The sequence below is a fragment of the Bradyrhizobium sp. SZCCT0153 genome (assembly GCF_018129995.1).
In the GTDB taxonomy this organism is placed as follows: domain Bacteria; phylum Pseudomonadota; class Alphaproteobacteria; order Rhizobiales; family Xanthobacteraceae; genus Bradyrhizobium; species Bradyrhizobium japonicum_G.
Genome location: NZ_JAFCKS010000005.1, coordinates 239,296 through 262,864, shown reverse-complemented (window position 1 = coordinate 262,864; position 23,569 = coordinate 239,296). Strand labels below are relative to the sequence as shown.

21 protein-coding genes are annotated in these 23,569 nt (G+C 65.0%); 6 read left to right on the top strand and 15 right to left on the bottom strand.

Annotated elements, in window-relative coordinates:
- Nucleotides 1-166 precede the first annotated feature (166 nt).
- The 4 genes from JQ572_RS22670 to JQ572_RS22655 form a co-directional block, all read right to left on the bottom strand.
- Nucleotides 167-616 carry a c-type cytochrome gene (locus JQ572_RS22670; protein WP_211385046.1) on the bottom strand — a complete coding sequence of 150 codons (450 nt, stop codon included), beginning with the start codon at nucleotides 614-616 and terminating at the stop codon, nucleotides 167-169.
- A gap of 89 nt (nucleotides 617-705) precedes the next feature.
- The gene (locus JQ572_RS22665; protein ID WP_211385045.1) at nucleotides 706-3,015 is read right to left on the bottom strand and encodes a xanthine dehydrogenase family protein molybdopterin-binding subunit; all 2,310 of its coding nucleotides are present in this window, start codon (nucleotides 3,013-3,015) and stop codon (nucleotides 706-708) included.
- A 257-nt stretch (nucleotides 3,016-3,272) separates the two neighbouring features.
- Nucleotides 3,273-3,548 (bottom strand): DUF1127 domain-containing protein, encoded by a 276-nt coding sequence (locus JQ572_RS22660; protein ID WP_211385044.1) that lies wholly within the window; start codon nucleotides 3,546-3,548, stop codon nucleotides 3,273-3,275.
- A 207-nt stretch (nucleotides 3,549-3,755) separates the two neighbouring features.
- On the bottom strand, nucleotides 3,756-4,124 hold the full coding sequence (locus JQ572_RS22655) for a hypothetical protein (RefSeq protein ID WP_249129199.1): 369 nt from the start codon (nucleotides 4,122-4,124) through the stop codon (nucleotides 3,756-3,758).
- A gap of 83 nt (nucleotides 4,125-4,207) precedes the next feature.
- Here JQ572_RS22655 and JQ572_RS22650 point away from each other — a divergent pair, with 83 nt between their 5' ends.
- The 3 genes from JQ572_RS22650 (at nucleotide 4,208) to JQ572_RS22645 (ending at nucleotide 5,525) form a co-directional block, all read left to right on the top strand.
- The gene (locus JQ572_RS22650; RefSeq protein ID WP_211385043.1) at nucleotides 4,208-4,495 is read left to right on the top strand and encodes a DUF1330 domain-containing protein; all 288 of its coding nucleotides are present in this window, start codon (nucleotides 4,208-4,210) and stop codon (nucleotides 4,493-4,495) included.
- 234 nt (nucleotides 4,496-4,729) lie between these two features.
- Nucleotides 4,730-4,960: a hypothetical protein gene (locus JQ572_RS35140; RefSeq protein ID WP_249129198.1), complete on the top strand. Its 231-nt coding sequence runs from the start codon at nucleotides 4,730-4,732 to the stop codon at nucleotides 4,958-4,960.
- On the top strand, nucleotides 4,953-5,525 hold the full coding sequence (locus JQ572_RS22645; protein ID WP_249129197.1) for an alpha/beta fold hydrolase: 573 nt from the start codon (nucleotides 4,953-4,955) through the stop codon (nucleotides 5,523-5,525). The genes JQ572_RS35140 and JQ572_RS22645 overlap by 8 nt, the downstream gene beginning before the upstream one ends.
- Before the next feature lie 105 nt (nucleotides 5,526-5,630).
- Here the strand turns inward: JQ572_RS22645 and murJ are convergent, their stop codons facing one another.
- From murJ to JQ572_RS22620, 5 genes are all read right to left on the bottom strand, one after another.
- On the bottom strand, nucleotides 5,631-7,160 hold the full coding sequence (murJ, locus tag JQ572_RS22640) for a murein biosynthesis integral membrane protein MurJ (protein ID WP_211385042.1): 1,530 nt from the start codon (nucleotides 7,158-7,160) through the stop codon (nucleotides 5,631-5,633).
- A 187-nt stretch (nucleotides 7,161-7,347) separates the two neighbouring features.
- Nucleotides 7,348-8,499 (bottom strand): DegT/DnrJ/EryC1/StrS family aminotransferase, encoded by a 1,152-nt coding sequence (locus JQ572_RS22635; protein ID WP_211385041.1) that lies wholly within the window; start codon nucleotides 8,497-8,499, stop codon nucleotides 7,348-7,350.
- A gap of 33 nt (nucleotides 8,500-8,532) precedes the next feature.
- The gene (locus tag JQ572_RS22630; RefSeq protein WP_211385040.1) at nucleotides 8,533-9,537 is read right to left on the bottom strand and encodes a Gfo/Idh/MocA family protein; all 1,005 of its coding nucleotides are present in this window, start codon (nucleotides 9,535-9,537) and stop codon (nucleotides 8,533-8,535) included.
- A 184-nt stretch (nucleotides 9,538-9,721) separates the two neighbouring features.
- Complete coding sequence (locus tag JQ572_RS22625) at nucleotides 9,722-11,134, bottom strand: mannose-1-phosphate guanylyltransferase/mannose-6-phosphate isomerase (RefSeq protein ID WP_211385039.1); 1,413 nt, start codon at nucleotides 11,132-11,134, stop codon at nucleotides 9,722-9,724.
- Between the two features lie 6 nt (nucleotides 11,135-11,140).
- On the bottom strand, nucleotides 11,141-12,130 hold the full coding sequence (locus JQ572_RS22620; protein ID WP_211385038.1) for an NAD-dependent epimerase: 990 nt from the start codon (nucleotides 12,128-12,130) through the stop codon (nucleotides 11,141-11,143).
- A 259-nt stretch (nucleotides 12,131-12,389) separates the two neighbouring features.
- On the opposite strand from JQ572_RS22620, the gene JQ572_RS22615 reads away from it, so the two are divergent.
- Nucleotides 12,390-13,349: a lysylphosphatidylglycerol synthase transmembrane domain-containing protein gene (locus JQ572_RS22615; RefSeq protein WP_211385037.1), complete on the top strand. Its 960-nt coding sequence runs from the start codon at nucleotides 12,390-12,392 to the stop codon at nucleotides 13,347-13,349.
- Nucleotides 13,346-14,362, top strand: coding sequence for an MraY family glycosyltransferase (locus JQ572_RS22610; protein ID WP_211385036.1), 1,017 nt, complete (start codon nucleotides 13,346-13,348; stop codon nucleotides 14,360-14,362). The genes JQ572_RS22615 and JQ572_RS22610 overlap by 4 nt, the downstream gene beginning before the upstream one ends.
- On the opposite strand, the gene JQ572_RS22605 is transcribed toward JQ572_RS22610, so the two are convergent.
- The 6 genes from JQ572_RS22605 to rfaD form a co-directional block, all read right to left on the bottom strand.
- Nucleotides 14,350-15,297 (bottom strand): NAD-dependent epimerase/dehydratase family protein, encoded by a 948-nt coding sequence (locus tag JQ572_RS22605; RefSeq protein ID WP_211385035.1) that lies wholly within the window; start codon nucleotides 15,295-15,297, stop codon nucleotides 14,350-14,352. The genes JQ572_RS22610 and JQ572_RS22605 overlap by 13 nt on opposite strands.
- Nucleotides 15,294-16,514: a glycosyltransferase family 4 protein gene (locus JQ572_RS22600; protein WP_211385034.1), complete on the bottom strand. Its 1,221-nt coding sequence runs from the start codon at nucleotides 16,512-16,514 to the stop codon at nucleotides 15,294-15,296. Before JQ572_RS22600 ends, JQ572_RS22605 begins: the two co-directional genes overlap by 4 nt.
- 2 nt (nucleotides 16,515-16,516) lie before the next feature.
- Nucleotides 16,517-18,430, bottom strand: a complete 1,914-nt coding sequence (locus JQ572_RS22595; protein ID WP_211385033.1) for a nucleoside-diphosphate sugar epimerase/dehydratase — start codon at nucleotides 18,428-18,430, stop codon at nucleotides 16,517-16,519.
- A 113-nt stretch (nucleotides 18,431-18,543) separates the two neighbouring features.
- Nucleotides 18,544-19,830, bottom strand: a complete 1,287-nt coding sequence (locus JQ572_RS22590; RefSeq protein ID WP_211385032.1) for an O-antigen ligase family protein — start codon at nucleotides 19,828-19,830, stop codon at nucleotides 18,544-18,546.
- The gene (gene rfaE1, locus JQ572_RS22585; protein ID WP_211385031.1) at nucleotides 19,827-21,311 is read right to left on the bottom strand and encodes a D-glycero-beta-D-manno-heptose-7-phosphate kinase; all 1,485 of its coding nucleotides are present in this window, start codon (nucleotides 21,309-21,311) and stop codon (nucleotides 19,827-19,829) included. Before rfaE1 ends, JQ572_RS22590 begins: the two co-directional genes overlap by 4 nt.
- Nucleotides 21,312-21,323: 12 nt before the next feature.
- Nucleotides 21,324-22,304: an ADP-glyceromanno-heptose 6-epimerase gene (gene rfaD / locus JQ572_RS22580; protein ID WP_211385030.1), complete on the bottom strand. Its 981-nt coding sequence runs from the start codon at nucleotides 22,302-22,304 to the stop codon at nucleotides 21,324-21,326.
- Between the two features lie 162 nt (nucleotides 22,305-22,466).
- On the opposite strand from rfaD, the gene waaF reads away from it, so the two are divergent.
- Nucleotides 22,467-23,540: a lipopolysaccharide heptosyltransferase II gene (waaF, locus tag JQ572_RS22575; protein WP_211385029.1), complete on the top strand. Its 1,074-nt coding sequence runs from the start codon at nucleotides 22,467-22,469 to the stop codon at nucleotides 23,538-23,540.
- Nucleotides 23,541-23,569 lie beyond the last annotated feature (29 nt).

The following is a 23,569-nucleotide window of genomic DNA, read 5'->3' as shown; positions in this document are numbered from 1 at the left end:
CCGCGCGCCGCCGTTGCGGCCGCTGGTCACGTCACACAACAAAAAAGGGGCGGTTGCTTACGCAGGCCGCCCTTTCTGAGTTCCTGGTAGCCCGGATTTCGCTTCCGCCTTCGCTCTACGAGCTACGGCGGACAAGCCGCTCCATCCAGACTACAAGCTGCAACCGCTACTTCAATTTGACCCGATAGGTCTCATGGCAATCGTTGCAGCGGTCGTTGATCGCAGTGTAGGCGGCCTTCAGGCTCGCCACATCGCTGATCTTGCCCTTGACCTCGGTGATCGCCTTCTGCACCGGCGGAATCTTGGAGTCGAAATCGGCCTTGTTCTGCCAGACTTTTGATGATGCACCGTAGGTGGCGTTCACCACGTCCTGTTTGGGATTGACCTCGAAGGTTTTTGCGATTTTGGCGACGTCGGCCTCGATGCTTGCGATGGCCTGATCGACGGCCTTCTGGTCGTAGGGGATATCGCCCTTCGTCATCTTCAGGATGACGCCATACTGGTTCTTGGCGATCGAACGCATCAGGTTGTCCTGCTGCACGGCAATCTCCTGCTGCGCCATCACGGCGCCCGCACCCAGCAAGAGGATGCTCACGACAATCATGGTCCGTTTCATCGGAATGTTTCTCCGGGTCGCAGAGGTTGGGGGCCATCATGGATAGAACCCGGCGGCGGGCGTTTATTCCCGCCGCCGAAGGTCGCAGCTTAGAGGCTGTGACGGCGATGGTGCTCGTTGATGGCGACCCAGACCCGCTCCGGCGTCGCCGGCATGTCGATGTGGTCGATCTTGTATTCGCGCCAGAGGCCGTCGACGATGGCGTTGACGACGGCGGGGCAGGAGCCGATCGCACCGGCCTCGCCCGCCCCCTTCACTCCCAGAGGATTGGTCGTGCAGGGAACGTTGGCGGTCTCGAACACGAAGTCGGGCCCGTCCGCCGCGCGCGGCAGCGCGTAGTCCATGAAGGTCGCGGTGATCAGCTGGCCGTCGCCCGCGCCGTAGACCACCTGCTCCATCAGCGCCTGGCCGATGCCCTGCATGGCGCCGCCATGCACCTGTCCGGCCAAAAGCAGCGGATTGAGCGTCTTGCCGAAATCGTCGACGATCACGTAGTTGACGATCTTGATGATGCCGGTGGCAGGGTCGATCTCGACTTCCGCGACATGGGTGCCGTTGGGATAGGTGCCGTCGGCGCTGGCAAAGGTCGCGCTCGCATTGAGCTTCGACGGATCGGCGCCGGGACGCTTGGCGATATCGGCGAACGAGATCGAACGGTCGGTACCTGCGATGCGCACAACGCCGTCGGTAATCTCGAGGTCGCCGGCACTGGCTTCCAGCGCCTGCGCCGCGATCTCCTTCAGCTTCTGCCCAAGCTCGCGCGTGGCGCGTTCGACGCTGACGCCGCCCGACGGGATCGAAGCCGAACCGCCGGTGCCGAGACCGGTCGCGATCTCGTCGGTGTCGCCTTGATGGATGTGCACGCGCTCGGGCGCAACGCCGAACTGCTCGGCGACGATTTGCGCATAGGCGGTCTGGTGGCCCTGCCCGCTCGACTGCGTACCGATCAGGACGGTGATATCGCCGTTCGGATCCATCCGCACATTGGCGGTCTCCTCGCCCATGGTGCCGCAGACCTCGACATAGCTCGCAAGCCCGATGCCGCGGATCAGGCCGTGCTTTTTGGCCAGCTTGGCGCGCTTGGGAAATTCCTTCCACTCGGCGATCTCCATTGCGCGCTTGAGATGCGCGGCGAAGTCGCCGGAATCATAGACCTTGCCCGTGGCCGTCTTGTACGGCAACGCCTTCGGCTGGATGAAGTTCTTGCGGCGGATGGCATCCACCGTCATGTCGAGCTTTCGCGCGCAGGCATCCACGAGGCGCTCGATGACGTAAGCGGCCTCGGGCCGGCCCGCACCGCGATAGGCATCCACCGGCACGCTGTTGGTGAAGATGGTGCGCACCCGGCAGTGGAACGCCTGGATGTCGTAGAGGCCCGGCAGCATGCCGGCACCGCCATGCGGGATGTAGGGCCCGAAGGTCGACAGATAGGCGCCCATGTCGCCCATCAGGTCGCAATCCATCGCGAGGAACTTGCCGTCCTCGGCCAGCGCCATCTTGGCGGTGGTCACATTGTCGCGGCCCTGCGCATCGCCCATGAAGTGCTCAGTGCGGTCCGCCGCCCACTTCACCGTCTTCTTCAGTTTTTTGGCCGCCACCGCCAGCAAGGCGTATTCGCGATAAGGGAACAGTTTCGTGCCGAACCCACCGCCGACGTCGGGGCAGATCACCCGCATCCTGTCGGTGGGAATCTTCAGCACGTTCTGGCACAGGATGTCGCGCAGGCGGTGGCTGCCCTGGCTGCCGACCGTCAGCGTCAGATGGTCGCGCTTGGCGTCGTATTCGCAAACGGCCGCGCGCGCCTCCATGAAGCTTGCGACCACGCGCGGATTGACGATGGAGATCTCGGCGACCGCATGCGCCTTGGCGAACGCGGCTTCGGTCGCTTTCTTGTCGCCGATCGAAACGTCGAACAGCACGTTGCCGGCCTTGTCCGGCCAGACCTGCGGCGCCCCCTTCTTGACGGCATTGACGACGCCGGTCACCGCCGGCAACGGGCTCCATTTGACCTCGATCGCCTCGATCGCGTCGCGGGCCTGGTCGATGGTCTCGGCGACGACGAAGGCGACGGAATCGCCGACATGGCGCACTTCATCCTTGGCGAGGATCGGATAGGGAGGCCCCTTGAACGGGTCGGTCTCGAGATTGAACAGGCAGGGCAGATCGCCGAGATCGGCGACGTCGGCAGCGGTCAGAATCAAGGCAACGCCCGGCAAGCCGCGGGCGCGGCTCGCATCGATGGCGAACTTGGCATGCGCGTGCGGCGAGCGCAGCATCAGGCAACGGAGCGCGGCCTGCGGCGCGTAATCATCAGTATAGCGGCCCTTGCCGCGGATGAGCGCGTCATCCTCCTTGCGCAGCACGCTTTGGCCAACGCCGAACTTGATGGGAGCCGCCATTTTCTTGTCCCGTCCTATGGTTGTTTTGCCGGCATATTGCCGTGGAAAAACTGGCAAGGCAAACGAGTTTAGGCGCATGGATCGCCCAGCACCCACGCCCGTCATGACGGAAAGGTCGCAGCCCGCTCATTTCCCTGTGAGGACCGGTCCGGTTGATGGCACGATAGTTGCCGAACTCGTCTCGCAATGCAGAACAGGCAGCGTGCTGCCCGCCGCTCGTTCGCAAAGCGCATGTCCCCTTCCGGCCGTTTGATCATTCACATCACGCCTCGACTCCATGGATCCGCGACGCGATCTCTCAGCCTGTCGATAGCCCGTTCAGGCGTGATGTGGTCGATCTCGGAACGCGTTAGGCCGATATCCATCAACTCCCTGTCGCTCAGGTCCTGCAAGGTAACTCGCTGGCCTCGGCGCCGCGCCTGAAACGCAAACCAGTATCGCTTGAGCAGGCTCAAGACGGTGGAGAGGTCGAGGCGGAGCCTCGCGGCATCGCCCTCCGTCGCGGATGTGCTGCTCGTCAATTGAGGTGGCATCGGACGCTCCTGCTGTTGTGCCGGCAGGGAGCGTGGCCAAACAAAAGGCCCCGTCCGATGCCGGCGGGGCCTGGTGGAAAAGATGTCGTCGTCGAATTCTAGCGCACGACTCCTCCCACGGCCCGGCCGAAGCGGGTCATGTGGTTGCAGTTGAGTTTGCGCGACGATTTGATCATGAGATGCCAGTACCACGGCAATCGTGTAAAATCAAGAGATGTGCGGATGTTGCTTACACTCTGGGGGCGAGCGTCCGCTCCCGCGCGTCCGTCTATTGAAGCTCGCCTCGCCACGCACCAGCGAGACCAACCAGCGGCGGCCGAACAGCGCGAGGATCACGAGGGCATAGACGATCGTGCCGCCGACGGCCAATAGCGCGAGCGTCAATTCATCCCGGAGAGGCATCGAAGCAAAATAGACACCACTGACGCGTGCGATCAGCCAGAAGTCGGCGGCCAGGATAAGTCCGGTGAGCGGGAATTTGTCGAGGGACAACAGCCAGGCGCGGTCCCGCACGAGGAAGCCTCGCCGCACGGCGAAGGACAGCACCAGCAGCGGATTTTGCTGCCAAGCACGCATTGGCATCATGGACGGCGGCCCGGAGAGTGACTACGCTTGGACCATTCGATTTTCCCGGCGCAAATGAAAAATGAAGGTCGATTATGCCTGCATATCTTGTTGTTCAAGCGACCATTGCCGACGAACCCAAATATCAGAAGTACCGCGAGGCGGTCGTTCCATTCATCGCTTCCTTTGGCGGCAAACTTGTCGCGAGAGGCGCAAAGGTGGAAGTACTCGAAGGCGAGCACGACACGCGACCAGTCGTGATGTTCGAGTTTCCCGCGATGGAGGCTATCCGTGCCTTCTGGAATTCTCCAGACTATGTGCCCATCAAGAAGCTGCGCGAGGGTGCCGCTACCATAAATGTTTGGGCATTTCCCGGCATCTGAACATCAGCGGACTGCTCAGCTAACCGAAGTCCGGGCACGTCTGCCGGTCGTTATCGGGGATAAATCGGACATGGAGAGGATTGTCCGTTCGGCCGCAAATACCCCATTCAGAAGTCACCGACTGGATCAAAAAATTCCTTCCAAGCCGGCGGCACTCGTCTTCCCCCAATCCAATTTTGGCGATTAGATAGTCGCACTGATATTGAACTCATATTCTTGCACGGGAGGGATTTCATGACTTTGCAAAATGTCACCCGCCGCAGATTGATCGGCGGCGTCGCGGCCGGAATAAGTGCAGTCTCGGTAACTTCATCAGGCATCGGCAGTGCGCGCGCTCAATCCGCGCCAAAGACTTTTGTTCTGATTGGTGGCGCCTTTTACGGCGCGTGGTGTTGGCATCGTGTGACCGAGAGGCTCGAAAAACAGGGCCATAAAGTCTATGCGTTTACGCTCGGGATTGGCTGAACGCTCGCACCTCCTCAGCAAAGACATAAATCTCGACACGCACATTAGTGACATCGCAAATCTGGTCGAATGGGAAGACCTCACGGACATTTGCCTCGTTGCCCATTCGTATGCCGGATGTCCCGCGTCGGGTGCTCTTGAACGTATCGGAAACCGCGTATCATCTATCGTTTGGGTTGATGCAATAAAGCCCGCCGACGGCCAGTCATTTCGAGACCTGGTGCCCTTCCCGATCGAGGAGGGCGCGATCAGCCGTCCGGCCCCCAAAGCGCTCCCTCCGACGGCCTTTAGCGATCCCAAAGACGTCGCTTGGGTTCTATCAAAAGTAACACCGCAACCGATTGGGACGTGGCTGCAACCGGCGAAGCTCTCCGGCGCACGCGAAAAGGTCGCGAAGAAGACCTACATCCGTTTACCCAAATTCCAGTTAGCCGCCTTGGACAAAGCGGCAGCGGAGTGCAAGTCGGACAATTCCTGGACTGTCCTCGAAAACACGACATCTGGCCACTCGGTCATGATCGGCGAGCCGGATTGGTTGACTGACGTGCTGGTGAAAGCAGCGTGACATCGATCTGATCAAGGGCGACTTCTGGGCCGCATGATGTTAGTTGCGGCCCAGCGATCCGCTTCTCGCGGGTCGAGCGGATATGACGAACCTATCGATACGCGCCTAGCCGCGCACCAGCGAGACCAGCCAGCTGCGGCCGAACAGCACGAGGATTGCGAGCGTGTAAACGATCGTTCCACCCACCGCCAACACCCCCAGCGTTGCTTCGTCCCGGAAGGCCGGCAGCGCGGCAAGCGCGGTCGTGCTAAAGCGCGCGATCAGCCAGAAGCTTGCGGCCAGGATCAACCCGGTCAGCAGGAATTTGGCGAGGGACAACAGCCAGGCGCGGTCCGGCACGAGAAAGCCTCGCCGCACCGCAAAGAACAGCACCATCAGCAGATTGGTCCAGACACCGACGGCGGTGGCCAGTGCGAGGCCGATCTGGGCGAGCGATCCCATCAGGGCGACCTTCAGGGCAACGTTGACGGCGATGCCGGTCAGCGACGCCCGCACCGGTGTCGCGGTGTCCTTGCGCGCATAGAAGGTCGCGACCGCGCTCCGGATCAGCACGAAGGGAATGAGGCCGATGGCGTAGGCCGCTAGCGTGGCGCCTGCGGCGGCCGCATCGGCCTTGGAGAACGCGCCGCGGGCGAACAGCGCGCGCATGATCTCGTCGGGCACGGTGAGGAAGGCGGCCACGAACGGAATCGAGAACAGCAGCGTGAAGTCGAAGGCGCGGCGCTGCGCCTTCATCGCGCCGTCATGGTCGTTGGCCGTGATTCGCCGCGACATCTCCGGCAGCAGCACCGTGCCGATGGCGATGCCGATCACGCCGATCGGCAGCTGGTTGAGGCGATCGGCGTAATAGAGCGCCGACAGCGCGCCCGCGGGCAGGAAGGTCGCGATGATGGTGTCGGCGAACAGCGCGACTTGCGTGCCCATCGAGCCCAGCGTCGCCGGCCCGAGCGCCTTGAAGAATCCGCGAACGTCTTCATCGAGCTTGAGCGGCGCAAAGCGCGGCAGGCCGCCGTGGCGCGCGAGATCGCCTGCGAGCAGGAAATACTGCAAAAAGCCCGAGATCAGGACGCCCCAGGCGGCGGCGTGGCCCGCACTGGGAAACCAGGCGGCCAGCGCCAGCGTCATCATCATCGAAATGTTGAGGAAGATCGACGCCGCGGCGGCGCTGGCGAAGCGCTGCATCACGTTGAGCATGCCGCCATAGAGCGTCACCAGCGTGATCAGCAAGAGATAAGGAAAGGTGATCCGGGTCAGCTCGATCGCGAGTTTGCGCTGCTCGGCGTCTTCGCTGAAGCCCGGCGCCAGGATGCTCATGGCCTGCGGCATGAACAGCCAGGCGACGATCAGCAGCACCACTTGCGAGGCCAGCAGCAGCGTGAAGATGCGGTCGGCGAACAGTCTTGCCGCGCCCTCCCCCTTCTCGCCATGGACATGGGCATAGGCCGGCACCCAGGCGGCGTTGAAGGCACCCTCGGCGAAGATCGCGCGGAAATGATTGGGCAGCCGCAGCGCCACGAAAAAGGCGTCGGCCACGGGGCCGGCGCCCAGGATCGCCGCGAGCATGATGTCGCGGGCAAATCCCGTCAGCCGCGAGAGCAGCGTATATCCGCCAACCGTGAAGATGCGTCCGAGCATGCGTCTGTTTTAGTGCATGGCGAGATCAGGTCTAGGTGCAAACCGCGAGGAAGGTCGCCCCTCCCCCGCTTGCGGGAGAGGGTTGGGGAGAGGGTGTTTCCGCAAGCGAGAATTCCCAAGAGGCAGAGAGTCCTCACCCGCCGCTTCGCGGCGACCTCTCCCGCAAGCGGGAGAGGTGACAGGAAGATCAGCCCGAAACCGCGCCGCGCACGGCTGCGATGATTCGCTCCTGGTCGGCTTCGGTCAAATAGGCGTGCATCGGCAGGCTGATGACGTCTTGCGACAGGCTCTCGCAAGCAGGCAGGCCGCCGTCGGCGACCGGATACTGCTTGTAGGCGGTCTGCTGGTGCATCGACTTGCCGTAATAGATCGCGGTCGGCACGCCCTGAGCCTTCAGCGCCGCGGCAAAGCCATCGCGATCGGTGCCTTTGGGGAGGCGGATGGTGTACTGCGCCCAGACCGAGGTGTTGCCGGGCGCAAGGCGCGGCACGGTGACGACATTCGACAGGCCTCGCGCGTAGCGCTCAGCGACCTTGTTGCGGGCAGCGATCTCGTCGTCGAAGATCTTCAGCTTCTCGATCAGGATCGCGGCCTGCATGGTGTCGAGCCGGCCGGTCAGGCCGAGGCGGACGTTATCGTATTTATCGACGCCCTGCCCGTGCACGCGGATGCTGCGCAGCGTGGCTGCGAGCTCGTCGTCATCGGTGAAGATCGCGCCGCCGTCGCCGAAGCAGCCGAGCGGTTTTGCGGGGAAGAAGCTGGTCGTGGTTGCGAGCCCGAAGGTGCCGAGCTTGCGGCCATGATAGCTTGCGCCGAAGCCTTGCGCGGCGTCGTCGATCACAAACAGGCCTTCGGCCCTGGCGATCTCGGCAATGGCATCGTGGTCTGCAGGCTGGCCGAACAGGTCGACTGGAATGACCGCAACGGGCTTGAGACCAGCCTTGCGAGCGGCCGCAATGCCCCGCTTCAGCGACTCCGGGCTCATGTTGAAGGTCGTTTCATCCACATCGACATAGACCGGGGTGGCGCCCATCCGTGCCGCCGGCGACGCGGTCGCAATGAAGGTGAACGACGGGCACAGCACGGCATCGCCGGGACCGACATTCTTCGCCATCAACACCATGAGAAGCGCGTCGGTGCCGCTGGCGCAGCCGATGACGTGCTTGGCACCGCAATAGGCCGCAAGCTGCTTCTCGAGCTCGGCGACTTCAGGACCGTTGACGAACTGGCAATGGTCGAGAACGCGCTTCACCGCGGCATCGAGCGAGGCGCCGAGCCGGCGACGCTGCGAAGCGACATCGATGAAGGGAATGGGTTCGGAACGAAGATGCTGGTTCATGGCGCCTTCTTGAATGGTCGACATGGAAAGGGTTCAGCCGGCGACGCGCCGCGGGCCTGTACGGGCGGGTGCCTTGGCTGCGGGCCGCGACGGCGTTTCCAGGCACTGCGTGGCGATCTCGAGACTGGCGACGCCTTCGTCGCCGGTGACCGCCGGAATCTCGCCGTTGCGCACGGCCTTGAGGAACGCGATCAGCTCGGCACGGAGCGGCTCGTCATGGCCGACCGGCAAATGCCGCATCGAGTAGCTGCCATCCGGCTTGAAGCCGAAGCATTCGGTAACCTGGCGCGTTAGCAGATCGCCCATCACGTATTTGCCGCGGGTCGCGACCGTGACGCTGCGCGCCTTGAACGGCGTCAGCCAGTTGGTGTTGATGTGGGCGAGCACGCCGTTGGCGGTACGGAACTGGAGCAGCGCGATGTCCTCGCGCTCGGCGACCGCGCTCGACAATTGCGGCTGCACCTCGACAATGTCGGATTCGGTGAACCAGCGGATCAGGTCGATATCGTGCACGGCAAGGTCGATGACGACACCGACATTGGACATGCGCGGCGGGAACGGGCCGACGCGCGTGATCGCGATCGAGAGGATGTCCTCGCCCGCGATCGCCTGCTTGACGGCGGCGACCGCCGGATTGAAGCGCTCGACATGGCCGACCATCAGCGTCACGCCGGCCTTCTGCGCGGCGGCAACGATCTCGCGGCCTTCCGCAACCGTGGAGGCGATCGGCTTCTCGACCAGCACGTGGATGTTCTTGGCGATGCAGGCGAGCGCGACCTCGTGATGCAGATGGGTGGGCGCCGCGATGGTGACGGCGTCAACGCCTTCGGCCAGGAGCTGGTCGAGCGTCTCGAAGCTCGCGCAATGGGCAAGTTCCATGGCGCGCGTGCGATGGGCCGCCGAAGGATCGACGACGCCGACGAGACTGACGCCCGGCAGACCGCTGAGCACGCGCGCGTGGTTGCTGCCCATCACGCCCGCGCCAATGACGCCGACGCGCAGGCCGGCCTTTGCCGGTGCAGATCCCTTGGAACTCATGTGAGCAAACCCCGATTCAGCGCAAATCCCCGGGCTGCTTCTAGCACGGACGCCACATTTGTGGCGAATGCCGGCCTGACTGACCGGACACGATTTGATTCAAAAAGTTACACGTTCCCCGGGCCTTAAGTGGCTGAAAGATACCGCTCTTTCGGCCCGGATCACGTGATTCGGAGTGTGCTGGTTACGACCTTTGATAGTCGTCTTCAATCCGGATGATGTCGTCTTCCCCGAGATAACTTCCAGTCTGGACCTCGATCAGTTCCAGCATGATCTTGCCGGGGTTCTCCATCCGGTGCACGGCGCCCATCGGGATGTAGATCGACTCGTTCTCGTGCACCGTCTTGACGGTCTCGTTGACGGTGACGCGGGCAGCGCCCCGGACCACGATCCAGTGCTCGGCGCGATGATGGTGCTTCTGCAGCGACAGCCGCCCGCCCGGCTTCACTACGATGCGCTTGACCTGGTGGCGCTCGCCATTGTCGACCGACTGGTAGCTGCCCCAGGGCCGGTGCACCTTGAGATGCTCCTCGGTGACCTTCGGAGCGACCGCCTTGAGCTTGGTCACGAGCCGCTTCAGGCCGTTGGCGTCCTTCTGGCGCGACACCAGCACGGCATCCGCAGTCGCCACCACGACAAGATCGTCGACGCCCTCGAGCGCGACCAGCGCGGCATCGGTGGTGACGTTGCAGTTGCGCGAGTCTTCGAACACGGCGGCGCCGTGCGCGGCATTGCCTTGCGCGTCCTTCGCCGACAGCTCCCACACCGCGTGCCAGGAGCCGACGTCGGACCAGCCGCAGGACACCGGCACAACGGCCGCGCGCGCAGTCTTCTCCATCACGGCATAGTCGATCGAGATCGCCTTGGCGGCGCCGAACGCCTCCGGCTCCAGCGTCACGAAGCCGAGATCGCGGCCGGCATTGGCGACCGCGTTGGACACCGCCTCCACGCTCGCCGCGTCGACCTTGCGGTATTCGTCGAGCAGCACGCTGGCCGGGAACATGAAGTTGCCGCTGTTCCAGAGATAGCCGGACTCGACGTAGTCGGCGGCCTTCACCGCGTCGGGCTTCTCGACGAAGCGCGCAACCGCGTGCACCGTGCCGGAGATCGCCTCGCCCGGGCTGATATAGCCGTATTCGGTCGCCGGCCGCTCCGGCTTGACGCCGAAGGTGACGATGCGCCCGGTGCTCGCGGCAGTGAGCCCTTCGCGGCATGCGGCGACGAAGGCGGCCTTGTCCTGCACCACGTGGTCGGCGGCGAGCGCCAGCACGATGGCTTCACTGGCGCGGTTCTGCGCGAACACCGCGCCGGCGGCGATCGCGGGGCCGGAATCGCGCCGCATCGGCTCGAGGATCACGTCGGCCTCGATGCCGATCTCGGCGAGCTGCTCCAGCACCATGAAGCGGTAGGACGCATTGGTGATGACGATCGGACGTTCGAACAGCGAGGCATCCGAGACGCGCAGCAGCGTGTCCTGGAAGGTCGAGCGCGTGCCGAACAGCGGCAGGAACTGCTTGGGGCGCACCTCGCGCGAAGCCGGCCACAACCGCGTGCCGGCGCCGCCGCACATGATCAGGGGGATAATGCGTTTGTCCATCGTCATTCAAACCTTGAAGTAGTCCCGATACCAGGTGACAAAATTACGGACCCCGTGCGCGATCGGCGTTGACGGTGCAAAGCCGGTATCGCGCATCAGATCCTCGACATCCGCGAACGTTTCCAAGACGTCTCCGGGCTGCATCGGCAGCAATTCTTTGATCGCCGTCCGACCCAGCTCCCGCTCCAGAAGCCCGACGACATGCATCAGCTCTTCCGGGTGGTGATTGCCGACATTGTAGACCTTAGACGGCGCATTTGCGGCGGCCGGGTCATCCGTGGGCACAAGATCGATCAGCTTGGACACTACACGGGTGACGTCGTCAATATAGGTGAAGTCGCGGCGCATTTTGCCATGGTTAAAGAGCCGGATCGGCCGACCGGCCATGATGGCGTTCACGAACAGAAACAACGCCATGTCGGGCCGTCCCCACGGCCCGTAAATGGTGAAGAAGCGCAGGCCCGTGACCGGCAGCCGGTAGAGATGGCTGTAGGACTGCGCCATCAATTCGTTCGCCTTCTTGGTCGCAGCATAGAAGCTCACGGGATGGTCGGTGCGGTCCTGCACGGCAAAGGGCAGTTTAGTGTTGGCGCCATAAACGGAGGATGACGAGGCGTAGACGAGATGACGACAGGCATTGTTGCGGCAGCCCTCCAGCACGTTGAGAAAGCCCTGGAGATTGGAATCGACATAAGCCTGCGGCTGCTCGATCGAATAGCGCACGCCGGCCTGGGCCGCGAGATGCACGACTTTGGCAAATCGATGTCGCGCAAACAGCGCTGCGATCGTCTCGCGGTCGGCGAGATCGGCCTCGACGAAGGAGAAGCGGGAATCGCCGCGCAAAAGCGCAAGGCGCGCCTGTTTGAGCGCCGGATCGTAATAGCTGTTGAGATTGTCGAGCCCGACGACGGGCCGGTCTTCGCCCAAAAGCTGGCGGGCGACGTGAAAGCCGATGAAGCCGGCGGCACCCGTGACCAAAATCGCCTGATCCGTCATCCTGTTCCCGAGGAATCCTTCGCCAATCGTTCGTCCGGTCTTCGCTCAGTCTTGCGTCCGCAGCGCTTCTTTAGCCATCCTGTCGAGGGGCTCGCAATAGCCCTGCCCCTGCACGAGGGCCATTCGGAACGGCCCGGAACACAGCTTCAGAACGACTTCAGAACAGCTATTGCAAGATCGGCGCCAAAACCATACCAAAGCGGCCGAATTCGGCGCCGTGCGTCGGGTTGCTTCAAAAACCCCTGTTCATGCGGGCGAGATGCGCCGAATCCTGCTGTCGACGGCCAAAATCCTGATTTCCGCGGCGCTGCTCTATCTGGCGCTGCGCAAGGTCAATCTGTCCGAACTGTTTTCGCGCTTCACCGTGTCCAGCCTGTTCTGGATCGGCCTGGCGATCGCGATCACGTTCCTGCAAATCTTCGTCGGCGTGCTGCGCTGGCGCGAGATCAGCGCCGAATGCGGCGCGCCGCTCGGGCTCGCCCGCGCGATGCGCTACAACGTGATCGGCGCATTCTTCAACCAGACCCTGCCATCGGCCATTGGCGGCGATGCGGTCCGGCTGTGGCTCGTCGCGCGCGCCGGCGCAGGCTGGCGCGCCGCGACCTACTCGATCTTCGTCGACCGCGCGATCGGATTGATCGCGGTGGCGATCCTCATCGTCGCGAGCCTGCCCTGGAGCTATTCCCTCATCTCCGATCCGCACGGCCGCTCGGCGCTGCTGCTCGTCGACCTTGCGGCGCTCGCAGGCGGCCTCGGCTTCCTGATTTTCGGCGCGCTGAACTGGCGGTGGCTGAAGACCTGGTGGGTGACGCATCACGTTCACGCCTGTGCCGTGATCGCCAATCGCGTGATCTTCAGCCGCTCGCGCGGACCGATCGTCACGATCCTGTCGGTCGCGGTGCATGTGCTGACCGTCGTCATCGCCTGGTGCGTCGTGCAGTCGATTGCGGCCCCGGTCGGCTTCAGCGACGTCTTCCTGCTCGTGCCGCCGGTGATGCTGATCACGATGATGCCGATCTCGATCGCCGGCTGGGGCGTGCGCGAGGCCACCATGGGCCTGGCATTCGGCTTTGCGGGACTTGCCGCCAACGAGGGCGTCAACATCTCGCTGCTGTTCGGCACCGTCTACTTCATCGTCGGCGCCGTCGGCGGACTGGTCTGGATTCTCAGCGCGGAGAAAGCCGCGCAAGGATCGGCGCCGATCGGAGTGCCGGAGTGAACCCGGCCGCCGACGCGCTCGCCGTACCTTCGCTGCTGGCCGTTGCGATCGCCGCGCTGGTGTCGGCCGTCATCACCTGGGGCAGCCGTCCCCTGCTCCAGCGCTACGCGCTGGCGCGGCCGAACGCGCGGTCCTCGCATCGCATCCCGACCCCGCAGGGTGCGGGCATCGCGGTCATATCGGCGACGCTGCTGGTCGCGTCCGCCTGGGCAGCCTGGACGGACATCGCGATCGCGCCGGCGCTGATCGGTGCGACCGTCTTGATCGCCCTGGTCGGATTTGCCGACGACATCGTGTCGCTGCCGGTGCTTGCGCGGCTCGTGCTGCAGGCAGTCTGCGTCGGAGCCGTCGTGTTCACCGCGCCCGAGACCGCGCGCATCGCTCCGGCGCTGCCGCTTCCGCTCGAGCGCGGCCTCATCCTGCTGGCTGGCGTCTGGTTCGTGAACCTCGTCAATTTCATGGACGGGCTCGACCTGATGACGGTGGCGGAAGTGGTGCCGGTCACCGCGGCGCTGCTGCTGCTCGGATGGTTCGGTGATCTCTCCTGGCCGGCCGCGCTGATCGCCGCGGCCCTGTGCGGCGCCATGCTCGGCTTTGCACCGTTCAACAAGCCGATCGCGAAGGTGTTTCTCGGCGATGTCGGCAGCCTGCCGATCGGCCTCCTGCTCGGCTGGTGCCTGCTCGAGCTTGCCTGGCGCGGGCAGCCCGCCGCGGCGCTGCTGCTGCCGGCCTATTACCTTTCGGATTCCACCATCACGCTGCTTCGCCGCATCGGCAGCCGCGAACAATTCTGGTCGGCGCATCGCACGCACTTCTACCAGCGTGCGACCGACAACGGCTTCACCGTCTCCCGCGTGACCGGCGAGGTGTTCGCGCTCAACCTCGTGCTGGCACTGCTTGCCATCGTCACCGTTCGCGCCGGCTCGATGGCGATCACGATCGCATGCCTGCTCGCCGGCGCGATCGCGGTCGGATTCGTGCTGCGGCGCTTCTCCCGCCCTCAGGCGTCCTGAGCCGACAGCGCCAGCCGCAGGCCCTCGTCGAGCGAGATCTCCGGTTGCCAGCCGGTTGCCATCGCCTTGGAGAGGTTGAGCTCCAGCGAGCCGATCAGGCTGTCATGCGTATCCTGCCGGCCCATCACGCTGAGCAGCGTGCTGAGCAGGCTCGACGGCATCCCGAACAGCCGCGAGTTCTTGCCCGCAGCCTTCGCCAGCCGCTCGATGAATTCGGGCGTCGAGACCTGTTCCCTGTCGGCCACCAGGAATATCTCGAAATTGCTGGCGGGATCGGGATGAGCGAGCCGGCGCACGATGAACGACGACAGGTTCTGCACGGCGAGAAACGCGCGCTGATTGTGGATCGCGGCAAAGGGCAGCGGCATCCCCAGATTCACCGCACGCGTCAGCAGCGCGAAATTGCCCTTGGCGCCCGCGCCGTAGACCAGCGGCGGCCTGATCACCGAGATGTTCATGTCGGTGTCGCGCGCCAGCGTCTTCAGGCCCGCCTCGGCCGCGGCCTTGGACATGCCGTAGAGCCCGCGCGGCGTGAGAATGTCGTCCTCGCTGAACGGCGCGCGGCCCTCATTGCTGCGCCCGTGCACGAGAACGGTGCTGACGAAGATGAACTGGCGTACGCCGGCTGCCGCCGCACCGCGCGCCAGGTGCAGCGTGCCGGCGATGTTGACGTTGCGGTAGAGCTGGACCGCATGCTCCTCGTGCTTGTGATGCACGCGCGCGGCGAGATGGACCACGGCGTCGACGCCTTCGAGCGCCGCCTGCCAATCGGTCTCGGGGCCGATCGTCTCGACGACGACCTCATCGCCCACGCCTTCCGGGATGCGCACCGCGCGGCGGACGGACCATCCCTCGCGCGCCAGCGCAGGCGCGACATGGCGGCCGACGAAGCCGCTCGCTCCCGTCACCAGCACGACTGGCTTGTGTTCACTCATCGTTGCTCCGAAAGGTCCGGGTTGCGCAACAATTCGTCGATCACGGCGGCATAGGCGTTCATCGCGACAGTACGGTCGAACTTCGAAGCCGTTTTCACCGCGCGCTCCGCCATGGCGCCGTCGTCGGCGCGCGACGCCGTACGGATCGCCTCGGCGAGCTGATCGGCGCGCCCCGGCGTCACGACCCAGCCGAGCCCGTTCTCGACCACCGTCAAGGCGGCCTCGGCCTCGGGCTCCGAGACCAGCACCACGGGACGGCCGACCGCCAGCAGGTTGTAGAACCGGCTCGGCACCGACACGCCCGCTACGTCCTTCCGGTACGGAATGATCCAGAGATTGGCAGCCGCCAGGAACGCCTCGAGCTCGGCGTCCTCGACCCGCGCCACGAAGGAGACGTTGGAGAGGTTCGCTGCGGCCTGCAACTGCTGCAACCGCGCGAAGCCGATGCCCCAGCCGGACAGCAGGAAGTGGATGTCCGGCTCGTCCTTCAGGAGGCGGGCCGCCTCGAACACGATGTCCGGATCATGGGTGAAGCCGAGATTGCCCGACAGGCCGACGATGAAACGCGCAGAAATTGCCTTGCGGAAAGGACTGTCCGTTGCGAGCGGTCGCGGCCCGGGCACGAGCGTCGCCCAGTTCGGGATGAAGCGGATCTTGTTCCTCCTCATGCCGGAATAGCTCAGCAGCGGCCGCTCCGCATCGCGGCCGATGGTGATGACGGCGTTGAGCGCGCGGAACATCAGGCCGTTGGCGAAGCGCATCGTCTGCGTCACGAGCGAGCCGGGCTTCAGCAGACCCGCCATCACCAGCACGTCGGGGAAGAGATCGTGCATGATCAGCGCCGAGCGCGCGCCCTTGAACCGCGCGGCGGCCGCGACCGCATAGGGCAGCATGAACGGTGCGGTGACGGTGAGCACGACATCGCCTCGCCTGAGCTCACGCAGCAGCGCTAAGAATGTGCGCGCCGCGAACAGCAGCTCGGAGGCGCCGCGCCGTACCAGCGCCGCCTTGCCTGCCATCCGGTTCTTGACAGCGACAACGCGCGGCTTGCCCGGACCGCTCTGCGACGCCGGCAGTGCGCCGGGCGAGCCCGACAGCACGACGACCTCGTGGCCGACGGCGAGACGGCAGGCGATCTCCGCCATGATCGCCGCCGTCGTGCTCGGATCCGGCGGATAATGCTGGCTCGCGACGACGATCTTGCCTCCAGATTGCATGGTCAGGCCGCGGTCGACCCGAATTCCGGAACCGCGTCCTTCAGGATCGTCCTGATGGTGGCCCGATCGTCGCGTGCGATCGCCTGCTCCAGCGCAGCGATCCATTTGCGCAGCGTCTGCATCGGCGGCTCGTTCGGCTGCGCCGCCATGATGCCGGCGACGCCGATCTCGCGGGTCGGCTCCTCGGAGGCGAACAGGATCTCGTGCAGGCGTTCGCCGGGCCGCATGCCCGTGAACACGATCTCGATGTCGTAGCCGGGTTGCAGGCCCGACAGACGGATCATGCGCTCGGCGAGATCGACGATCTTCACCGGCTGGCCCATGTTGAGCACGTAGACCGAGACGTCCGAACGCTGCGTGCCGAGCGCATGCGTTGCCGCCGTGACGACGAGATCGCAGGCCTCGCGAATGGTCATGAAGTAGCGGACCATGTCGGGATGCGTCACCGTCACGGGGCCGCCGGCCTCGATCTGGGCCTTGAACTTCGGCACCACCGAGCCGTTCGACGCCAGCACGTTGCCGAACCGGACCGAGATCAGCCGCATCGGCGGCCTGGCGCCGCCGCTCCCTGCCGCAAGATCGTGGTCGAGCGCCTGGCAGTACATCTCGGCGAAGCGCTTGGTGAGGCCGAGCATCGACACCGGCTCGATCGCCTTGTCGGTCGAGATCATCACCATGGCTTCGGCGCCGGCGCTGAGCGCGGCATCGGCGACGTTGATCGAGCCGAAGATGTTGGTCTTGACGCCCTCGCTCCAGTCCCGCTCGAGGATCGGCACGTGCTTGAGCGCGGCGGCATGGAACACGATGTCCGGCTTGAACTCGGCCATCAGGCGCATGATGCGCTCGCGGTCGCGAATGTCGGCGATCCGCCCTTCGACCGCAGCAGCCGTGCCCTGCGCCGCGAGCGCTTCGGTGATCGCGTAGAGCGCCGGTTCGGAATTTTCCACGATCAGGAGGCGCGCGGCGCCGAACGCGACGACGCGCTCGCAGATCTCGGAACCGATTGAGCCGCCGCCGCCGGTGACGATCACGGCCTTGCCCTCGATCAGGGCCTCGAGCCGCGCATAGTCGATCGTCTCGCTCGGCCGCAGCAGCAGATCCTCGACCGCGACGGCCGTGAGCCGCGGCGTATCGCCGCTTTCCAGCGAGGGCATGCGGTTCACGATCACCCCCAGCTTGCGCGCCCGCATGAGTATCTGTTCGGGATGAGACTCCGGATCGAACGCGGTCGGCGTCATCACGATGCGCGCGATCGCCTTGCTGCGCTTGGCGAAGTCGGCGACGACGTCCTCGATGTCCTCGACGCCGCCCAGAACCGGCACGTTGCGGATGGACTGGCCGCGATCGGAACTCGACGGCGACAGCACGCCGACCGGCCAGATGCGTTTGATCGCCCCGCTCTCGATGCCGCGGAGCAGCACCTCGGCATCCGCGGTGCGGCCGATCAGCAGCGTCGGCGCGGCATCATCGGTGCGGGCGTGACGCCGCACCCGCGTGTATCGGAAATAGCGATAGGCCATGCGCAATGCGCTGAGGAAGGAGACCTCGAGGAACCAGTACAGAACGATCGTCACCTTGCCGAGAAAGAAGGTGCCGCGGACGTTGGGGGCGACGAAGATGTAATCGAGCACGAGCAGGGCAACCGTCAGCACGGTTGCGACGCGGATGATGTTCATCGCGTCGGGCAGCGAGATGAAGCGCCATTTCGTCGTGGTCAGGTTGAAGATGAAGAACACGACCACGCTGAAGGCGAGGAAATAGGGCAGGATCTCGAACAGCAGCGGCAGGCGATCGTAGAAGCCGTCGCCGCCCTCGAAGCGCAGATAGAAGGCAGCGAACAGCGCCGCCGTGGTCGCCAGCAGGTCGTGGAGCGCGATCAGGAAATTGCGCAAGGTGAGATGCGAAAGACGCGTCATCCGCGGACCGATGAAAATCCCGTTGGGTGCAACCTGACCGCGCTGATAGCCCATCTCGACCGGACTTGCCAGTACAAGGCTGCCAGTACAAGGCTTGCCAGCCGCGCGGCCGTTCAGGAACCGGCTTCCCCCACCTTCACCTCGACCTGCTGCGCCCGGAGCACCATGCCGCCGGCGACGCCGACGCCGATGACGTACATCCAGCCCTCGTGGAAGTCGAACAGGTGGGAGTTGAACAGCGAGGTGAAGACGTTCTGGACCACAACGAGGAGGCCGACCCAGTTGGCAAACCCGTCGCCGCGAAACAACAGCAGGTGCAGGATCCAGATCGAATAGAGCACGGCGATGCCGATGACGCCCCATTGCACGGCGACGTTCAAGGTCTGGTTATGCGGGTTGCCGATCACCTCGGCGGACGCCTGGTACCGACCACTGGGCGTTGCGACACGCTCGAACAAACCGCGCGTCGAGCCGGTGCCGTGCCCCATGACCGGCGCTTCCGCGAAGAAGCCGAGGGATTTCCGCCAGAATTCGAGCCGCAGGCCAAGCGAGGTCGGCTCGCCTTTTTCCACATAGCGCGTGTAGTCGCTGGCGAAGGTCTCGGCGGTCTTGCGCAATTGCGGCGAGGCCTGCCAGGCGAGAACCGCACCGGCGAGCAAAGCGATGGCGATGATCGCGATGCTGCGCCATCTCAGGTGCAGCAGCGCGAACACGCCGAACAGGATCGGAATGGTGACGAGCGCGGTGCGCGATACCACCACGAAAGCCATGTTGACGAAGAAGCTGAACGCCAGCGCCGTGAGCAGGCCGGCGATCCAGTAGCGCTTCTCGCGCAGCAGCATCACGATCGGATAAGCGAGCGCGACCGCGCAGAGTGTGAACTCCTGGCTCTGGTCGATGTAGTTCTTGACGAAGATGCCGCGTTCGGCGGGATCGGTCTTGAGCGCGAGGTTCGGGTCGAAGGCGACCAGCCACGACATCACCGACAACAGCGCGCAGGACACCAGGAAGGCGACGAACACCCAGTGCCCGCGCGGCGAGCGCGCGAAGTGAAAGAGCAGAACCGGCAGCACCAGCAGCTTGACGGTGGGATTGACCGCGTAGAAACGCGCCCCCCAGGCCGCGTCCGACCACAATGTCCCCACCAGCGCGAGCAGGACCAGCGCGATCGGCGCGGCGCAGATCGGACGCTTGAGCGATTGCAGGAACTCGCGAACGTCGAGGAAAGGCACCATGCAGAGCAGCATCAGGGCGTTGAATATCCCCGCAAGCGAGGTCGACCATGGCAGCGAGGCCGCGGTCAGGATCGCGAACAGGTCGACCGTCTCGCCCCAGGCCGCCGGACTGCGCAGGCGCCGCCACAGCATCCGGCCGGTCGTCTCCCCGGCCAGCGCCGTCACTTGCCCCCTCCCCGCGCGCGATGAACCAGCGCCGTCGTGCTGAAGCCCTGGAGAACGTCGACCAGCACGACCGTCCCGCCCGCCGCCTCGACGACCTCGTGGCCGACCACCTGCTCGCGGGTGTAATCGCCCCCCTTCACCAGCGCGCTCGGCTTGATCCGGGTGATCAGGTCGATCGGCGTATCCTCCTCGAAGATGACGACGAGATCGACGGCTTCGAGCGCCGCCAGCACTTCCGCACGCGCCCGCTCGTCCTGAACGGGGCGATCGGCGCCCTTCAGCCGCCGCACCGAGGCATCGCTGTTGAGGCCCACGATCAGGCGGTCGCAGGCGGCGCGCGCCGCGGTCAGCACCTTGACGTGGCCGGGATGCAGGATGTCGAAGCAGCCATTGGTGAAGCCGACGCGCTGGCCCTGCCGCTTCCATTCCGCAAGCTGCGCCTCGAGCGCGCCCGGCTCGAGCACGATCTTCTCCTCGGCGGCGAGGGAGGCATGCGGCAGGATCTTTCGCTTCAGTTCGGCCGCAGTCACGCTGGCGGTGCCCTGCTTGCCGACGGCGACGGCGGCTGCGGCAGCGGCCATGCGCAGCGCCGTATCCCAGTCCGCGCCCGTGGCGAGCGACACCGCGAGCGCGGCGGCGACGGTATCGCCGGCGCCGGAGACGTCGCGCACCTTCACCGGAACGGCCGGAACGTGAACGGCCTCACCGTTTCGCGGCACCAGCGTCATGCCGTGCTCGCCTTGCGTGACGAGAATCGCCTCGCAATCGGCGAGCCGCATCACGTCCTCGCTGGCATCGACGATGCTCTGCGGCGTGTCGGCGCGGCTTCTCGTGGCCTCCGCAAACTCCTTGCGATTGGGCGTGAGCAGCGTCGCGCCGCGATAGATCGCCCAGTTCAGGCTCTTGGGATCGACGATCACCGGCTTGCCGAGTTTTCGCGCGGCGTCGATCGTGTGCCGGATCACGCGCGCGGTCAGCACGCCCTTGGCGTAGTCGGAGAGCAATACGATGTCGGCGCGCGCGATCTGGGGCAGGATCGCATCGATCAGACTGGCCTCGACGTCATCGGATGCAGCAACCGCCTGCTCCCAATCCGCACGCAGCATGTGCGTGGAAAAATGCTCGGAGACGAAGCGAACCTTGCGCGTTGTCGGCCGCGACCGATCGCACACCAGCACGCTTTCGATCCCACCCTGCTCCGCAAGCGCCGCGGCGAGTTGCTTGCCCGCGGCATCCTCGCCGACGAGGCCGACGAAGATGCAGCGCGCGCCGAGGGACGCGACATTGCGCGCGACATTGCCGGCACCGCCGATATGGATCTCGCTGCGCTGGGCGGCGATGACCGGCGCCGGCGCTTCCGGCGAGATCCGCGACACCTCGCCGTAGACGAACTCGTCCAGCATGATGTCGCCGATGCACAGCACCGTGCGACCCGAGATGGCTTGTGCAAGGGCATCGAAATCGAGAATGGGCGTCGCCATGGTCAAGGAGCCTCAGCGGAAGCGGTCGGGCCGGTCGAGATAATCCCCGACATAGGCCTTCACCGCATCCTCGAGCCTCTTGAAGCCGCCATTGTAGCCGGCGCGCTGGAGGCGATCGACCTCGCTCTGGGTGAAGTACTGGTAGCTGTCGCGAATCTGCTCGGGCATGTCGATGTATTCGATGTTGGGCCTGGCGCCGAGCGCGGCATAGGCCGCGAGCATCAGGTCCTTGAAGCTGCGGGCCTTCCCGGTTCCGACGTTGAAGAGGCCGGACACCGATGGCGTCGCCAGCAGCCACATGACGACGCGCACGACGTCGTCGACATAGATGAAATCGCGGCGCTGATCGCCGTCGGCGATGCCCTCGCGATGCGACTTGAACAATTGCACGGCGCGGCCCGCTTTGACGTCGTCGAAGCGCCGCGCCAGCACGCTCATCATCGAGCCCTTGTGGTATTCGTTAGGGCCGAACACGTTGAAGAATTTCAGGCCCGCCCATTGTGGCGGCAGCCGATCGCCGTTCGCGACTCGCTCGGCAACGGCAAGATCAAACAGATGCTTGCTCCAGCCGTAGAGATTCATCGGCCGCAGCTTCTTCAGCGCAGGGACCGAGGCGTCGTCGTCGAAGCCCTCCGTGCCGTCGCCATAGGTCGCCGCCGAGGAGGCGTAGATGAACGGCACGGCGCCCGCCGTGCACCAGTCCAGCAGACGCATCGACGTGCGGAAATTGGTCTCGAACACGAGATCGCCGTCGGTCGCTGTGGTCGCGGAAATCGCCCCGAGATGGATCACGGCATCCAGCTTGCGGCCCTTCATCCAGTCGAGCAACTCGCCCGGGGGGACGATATCCACAAGCTGGCGCTTGGCGAGGTTGCGCCACTTGCCGTCACTGCCAAGGAAGTCACAGACCGCGACGTCGCCGCGGCCCGATTCATTGAGGGCAGCCACGACATTCGATCCGATAAAACCGGCCCCGCCGGTCACCAGCAACATTTTGAAATCCCTGCCCGATGTTTTGCGGCCCGGTCCTGCCGTAGCGCATGATCCGCCAAAGTGTAAGCGGTTTTGGGATTGGCGCTTCTGGCGGCTTTACCTGCCGGCCCGGAGCGGCTAACCGAACCACCGGATCCGATCGCCCCCGGCTTTGTTTAACGAATGAACCAAGATTCGCAATATAGTGGATATACGGACCGGAGCGACACCCGCCCGATCCTGATTATCCCCTACATGTGGATCGGCGATTTCGTCCGGGGTCACACCGTGATCCGGGTCCTGAAGGAGCGCTGGCCGAACCGGCCGGTAGATCTCCTGACCACCTCCCTGTGCGCCCCGCTGGTGGACTACATGCCCGGCGTGCGCGCTGGCATCGCCTGGGACCTGCCTCGCAGCCGGCTGGCCATAGGGCGCCAGCTGGGCCTCGCAAAGCTGCTGCGCGAGCGCAACTACGGCACCGCCCTGGTGCTGCCCCGGACCTGGAAGGCGGCCATCGCGCCGGCGCTGGCGGGCATCCCCGAACGGGTCGGCTTCGTCGGCGAGTTCCGGTTCGGCCTGCTCAACCGCTGGCGCTGGGGCGAGAAAAAGCTGCCCCGTTTCATCGACAAGAACGCCGTCCTCGCCCAGCCCGACGGCGCCCCCCTGCCGCCGGAATGGCCGGTGCCGCAGCTTCGCGTGCCGGCCGAGGAGATCGTCCGCTGGCGGCAGGCCAATGGCCTCAGCGCAGGCGCCGCGGTGGCGCTCGCCCCCGGCTCGGTCGGCGCCTCGAAACGCTGGACCTATTATCCGGAAGCCGCCCGCTTGCTGGTCGAGCGCGGCCTGGAGGTCTGGGTGGTCGGCGGCCCCGCGGAAAAGGGCCTCGCCCAGCAGATCGTCGCAGCGGGCGGCCCGGCGGTGCGGGACCTCACCGGAAACGATCTGCGCAACGGTGTGCTGGCCATGGCCGCGGCGGGCGTTGCCATCTCCAACGACTCAGGCCTGATGCACATCGCAGCCGCGCTGGGCACGCCCACCATGGGCATCTTCGGCCCGACCAGCCCCTATCTCTGGGCCCCCCTCAACGGCCTCGCCGCCACCGTGGTCCAGGACAAGAGCGTGCTCGCCTGCCAGCCCTGCCAGAGCACGATCTGCAAGATGAACGACCACCGCTGCATGCGCGATATCGCCGCTACGGAGGTCGTGGCGATCGCGCAGCGGGTGCTGGGTGAGGCGGGGGCGCACGAGCGCCAAAGTTGAACTCTTAAATCCGGCAGCAAGCGCCTCGC

Excerpts from the sequence above, each read along its gene's own strand:
- JQ572_RS35140 (WP_249129198.1), top strand. The coding sequence starts at position 4,730 with ATGACTTTGCAAAATGTCACCCGCCGCAGATTGATCGGCGGCGTCGCG.
- JQ572_RS22600 (WP_211385034.1), bottom strand. The coding sequence starts at position 16,514 with ATGCAATCTGGAGGCAAGATCGTCGTCGCGAGCCAGCATTATCCGCCG.
- JQ572_RS22670 (WP_211385046.1), bottom strand. The coding sequence starts at position 616 with ATGAAACGGACCATGATTGTCGTGAGCATCCTCTTGCTGGGTGCGGGC.
- JQ572_RS22595 (WP_211385033.1), bottom strand. The coding sequence starts at position 18,430 with ATGACGCGTCTTTCGCATCTCACCTTGCGCAATTTCCTGATCGCGCTC.
- JQ572_RS22660 (WP_211385044.1), bottom strand. The coding sequence starts at position 3,548 with ATGCCACCTCAATTGACGAGCAGCACATCCGCGACGGAGGGCGATGCC.
- JQ572_RS22650 (WP_211385043.1), top strand. The coding sequence starts at position 4,208 with ATGCCTGCATATCTTGTTGTTCAAGCGACCATTGCCGACGAACCCAAA.
- murJ (WP_211385042.1), bottom strand. The coding sequence starts at position 7,160 with ATGCTCGGACGCATCTTCACGGTTGGCGGATATACGCTGCTCTCGCGG.
- JQ572_RS22625 (WP_211385039.1), bottom strand. The coding sequence starts at position 11,134 with ATGGACAAACGCATTATCCCCCTGATCATGTGCGGCGGCGCCGGCACG.
- JQ572_RS22655 (WP_249129199.1), bottom strand. The coding sequence starts at position 4,124 with ATGCGTGCTTGGCAGCAAAATCCGCTGCTGGTGCTGTCCTTCGCCGTG.
- waaF (WP_211385029.1), top strand. The coding sequence starts at position 22,467 with ATGAACCAAGATTCGCAATATAGTGGATATACGGACCGGAGCGACACC.
- rfaE1 (WP_211385031.1), bottom strand. The coding sequence starts at position 21,311 with ATGGCGACGCCCATTCTCGATTTCGATGCCCTTGCACAAGCCATCTCG.
- JQ572_RS22630 (WP_211385040.1), bottom strand. The coding sequence starts at position 9,537 with ATGAGTTCCAAGGGATCTGCACCGGCAAAGGCCGGCCTGCGCGTCGGC.
- JQ572_RS22635 (WP_211385041.1), bottom strand. The coding sequence starts at position 8,499 with ATGAACCAGCATCTTCGTTCCGAACCCATTCCCTTCATCGATGTCGCT.
- JQ572_RS22665 (WP_211385045.1), bottom strand. The coding sequence starts at position 3,015 with ATGGCGGCTCCCATCAAGTTCGGCGTTGGCCAAAGCGTGCTGCGCAAG.
- rfaD (WP_211385030.1), bottom strand. The coding sequence starts at position 22,304 with ATGTTGCTGGTGACCGGCGGGGCCGGTTTTATCGGATCGAATGTCGTG.
- JQ572_RS22615 (WP_211385037.1), top strand. The coding sequence starts at position 12,390 with ATGCGCCGAATCCTGCTGTCGACGGCCAAAATCCTGATTTCCGCGGCG.
- JQ572_RS22605 (WP_211385035.1), bottom strand. The coding sequence starts at position 15,297 with ATGAGTGAACACAAGCCAGTCGTGCTGGTGACGGGAGCGAGCGGCTTC.
- JQ572_RS22620 (WP_211385038.1), bottom strand. The coding sequence starts at position 12,130 with ATGACGGATCAGGCGATTTTGGTCACGGGTGCCGCCGGCTTCATCGGC.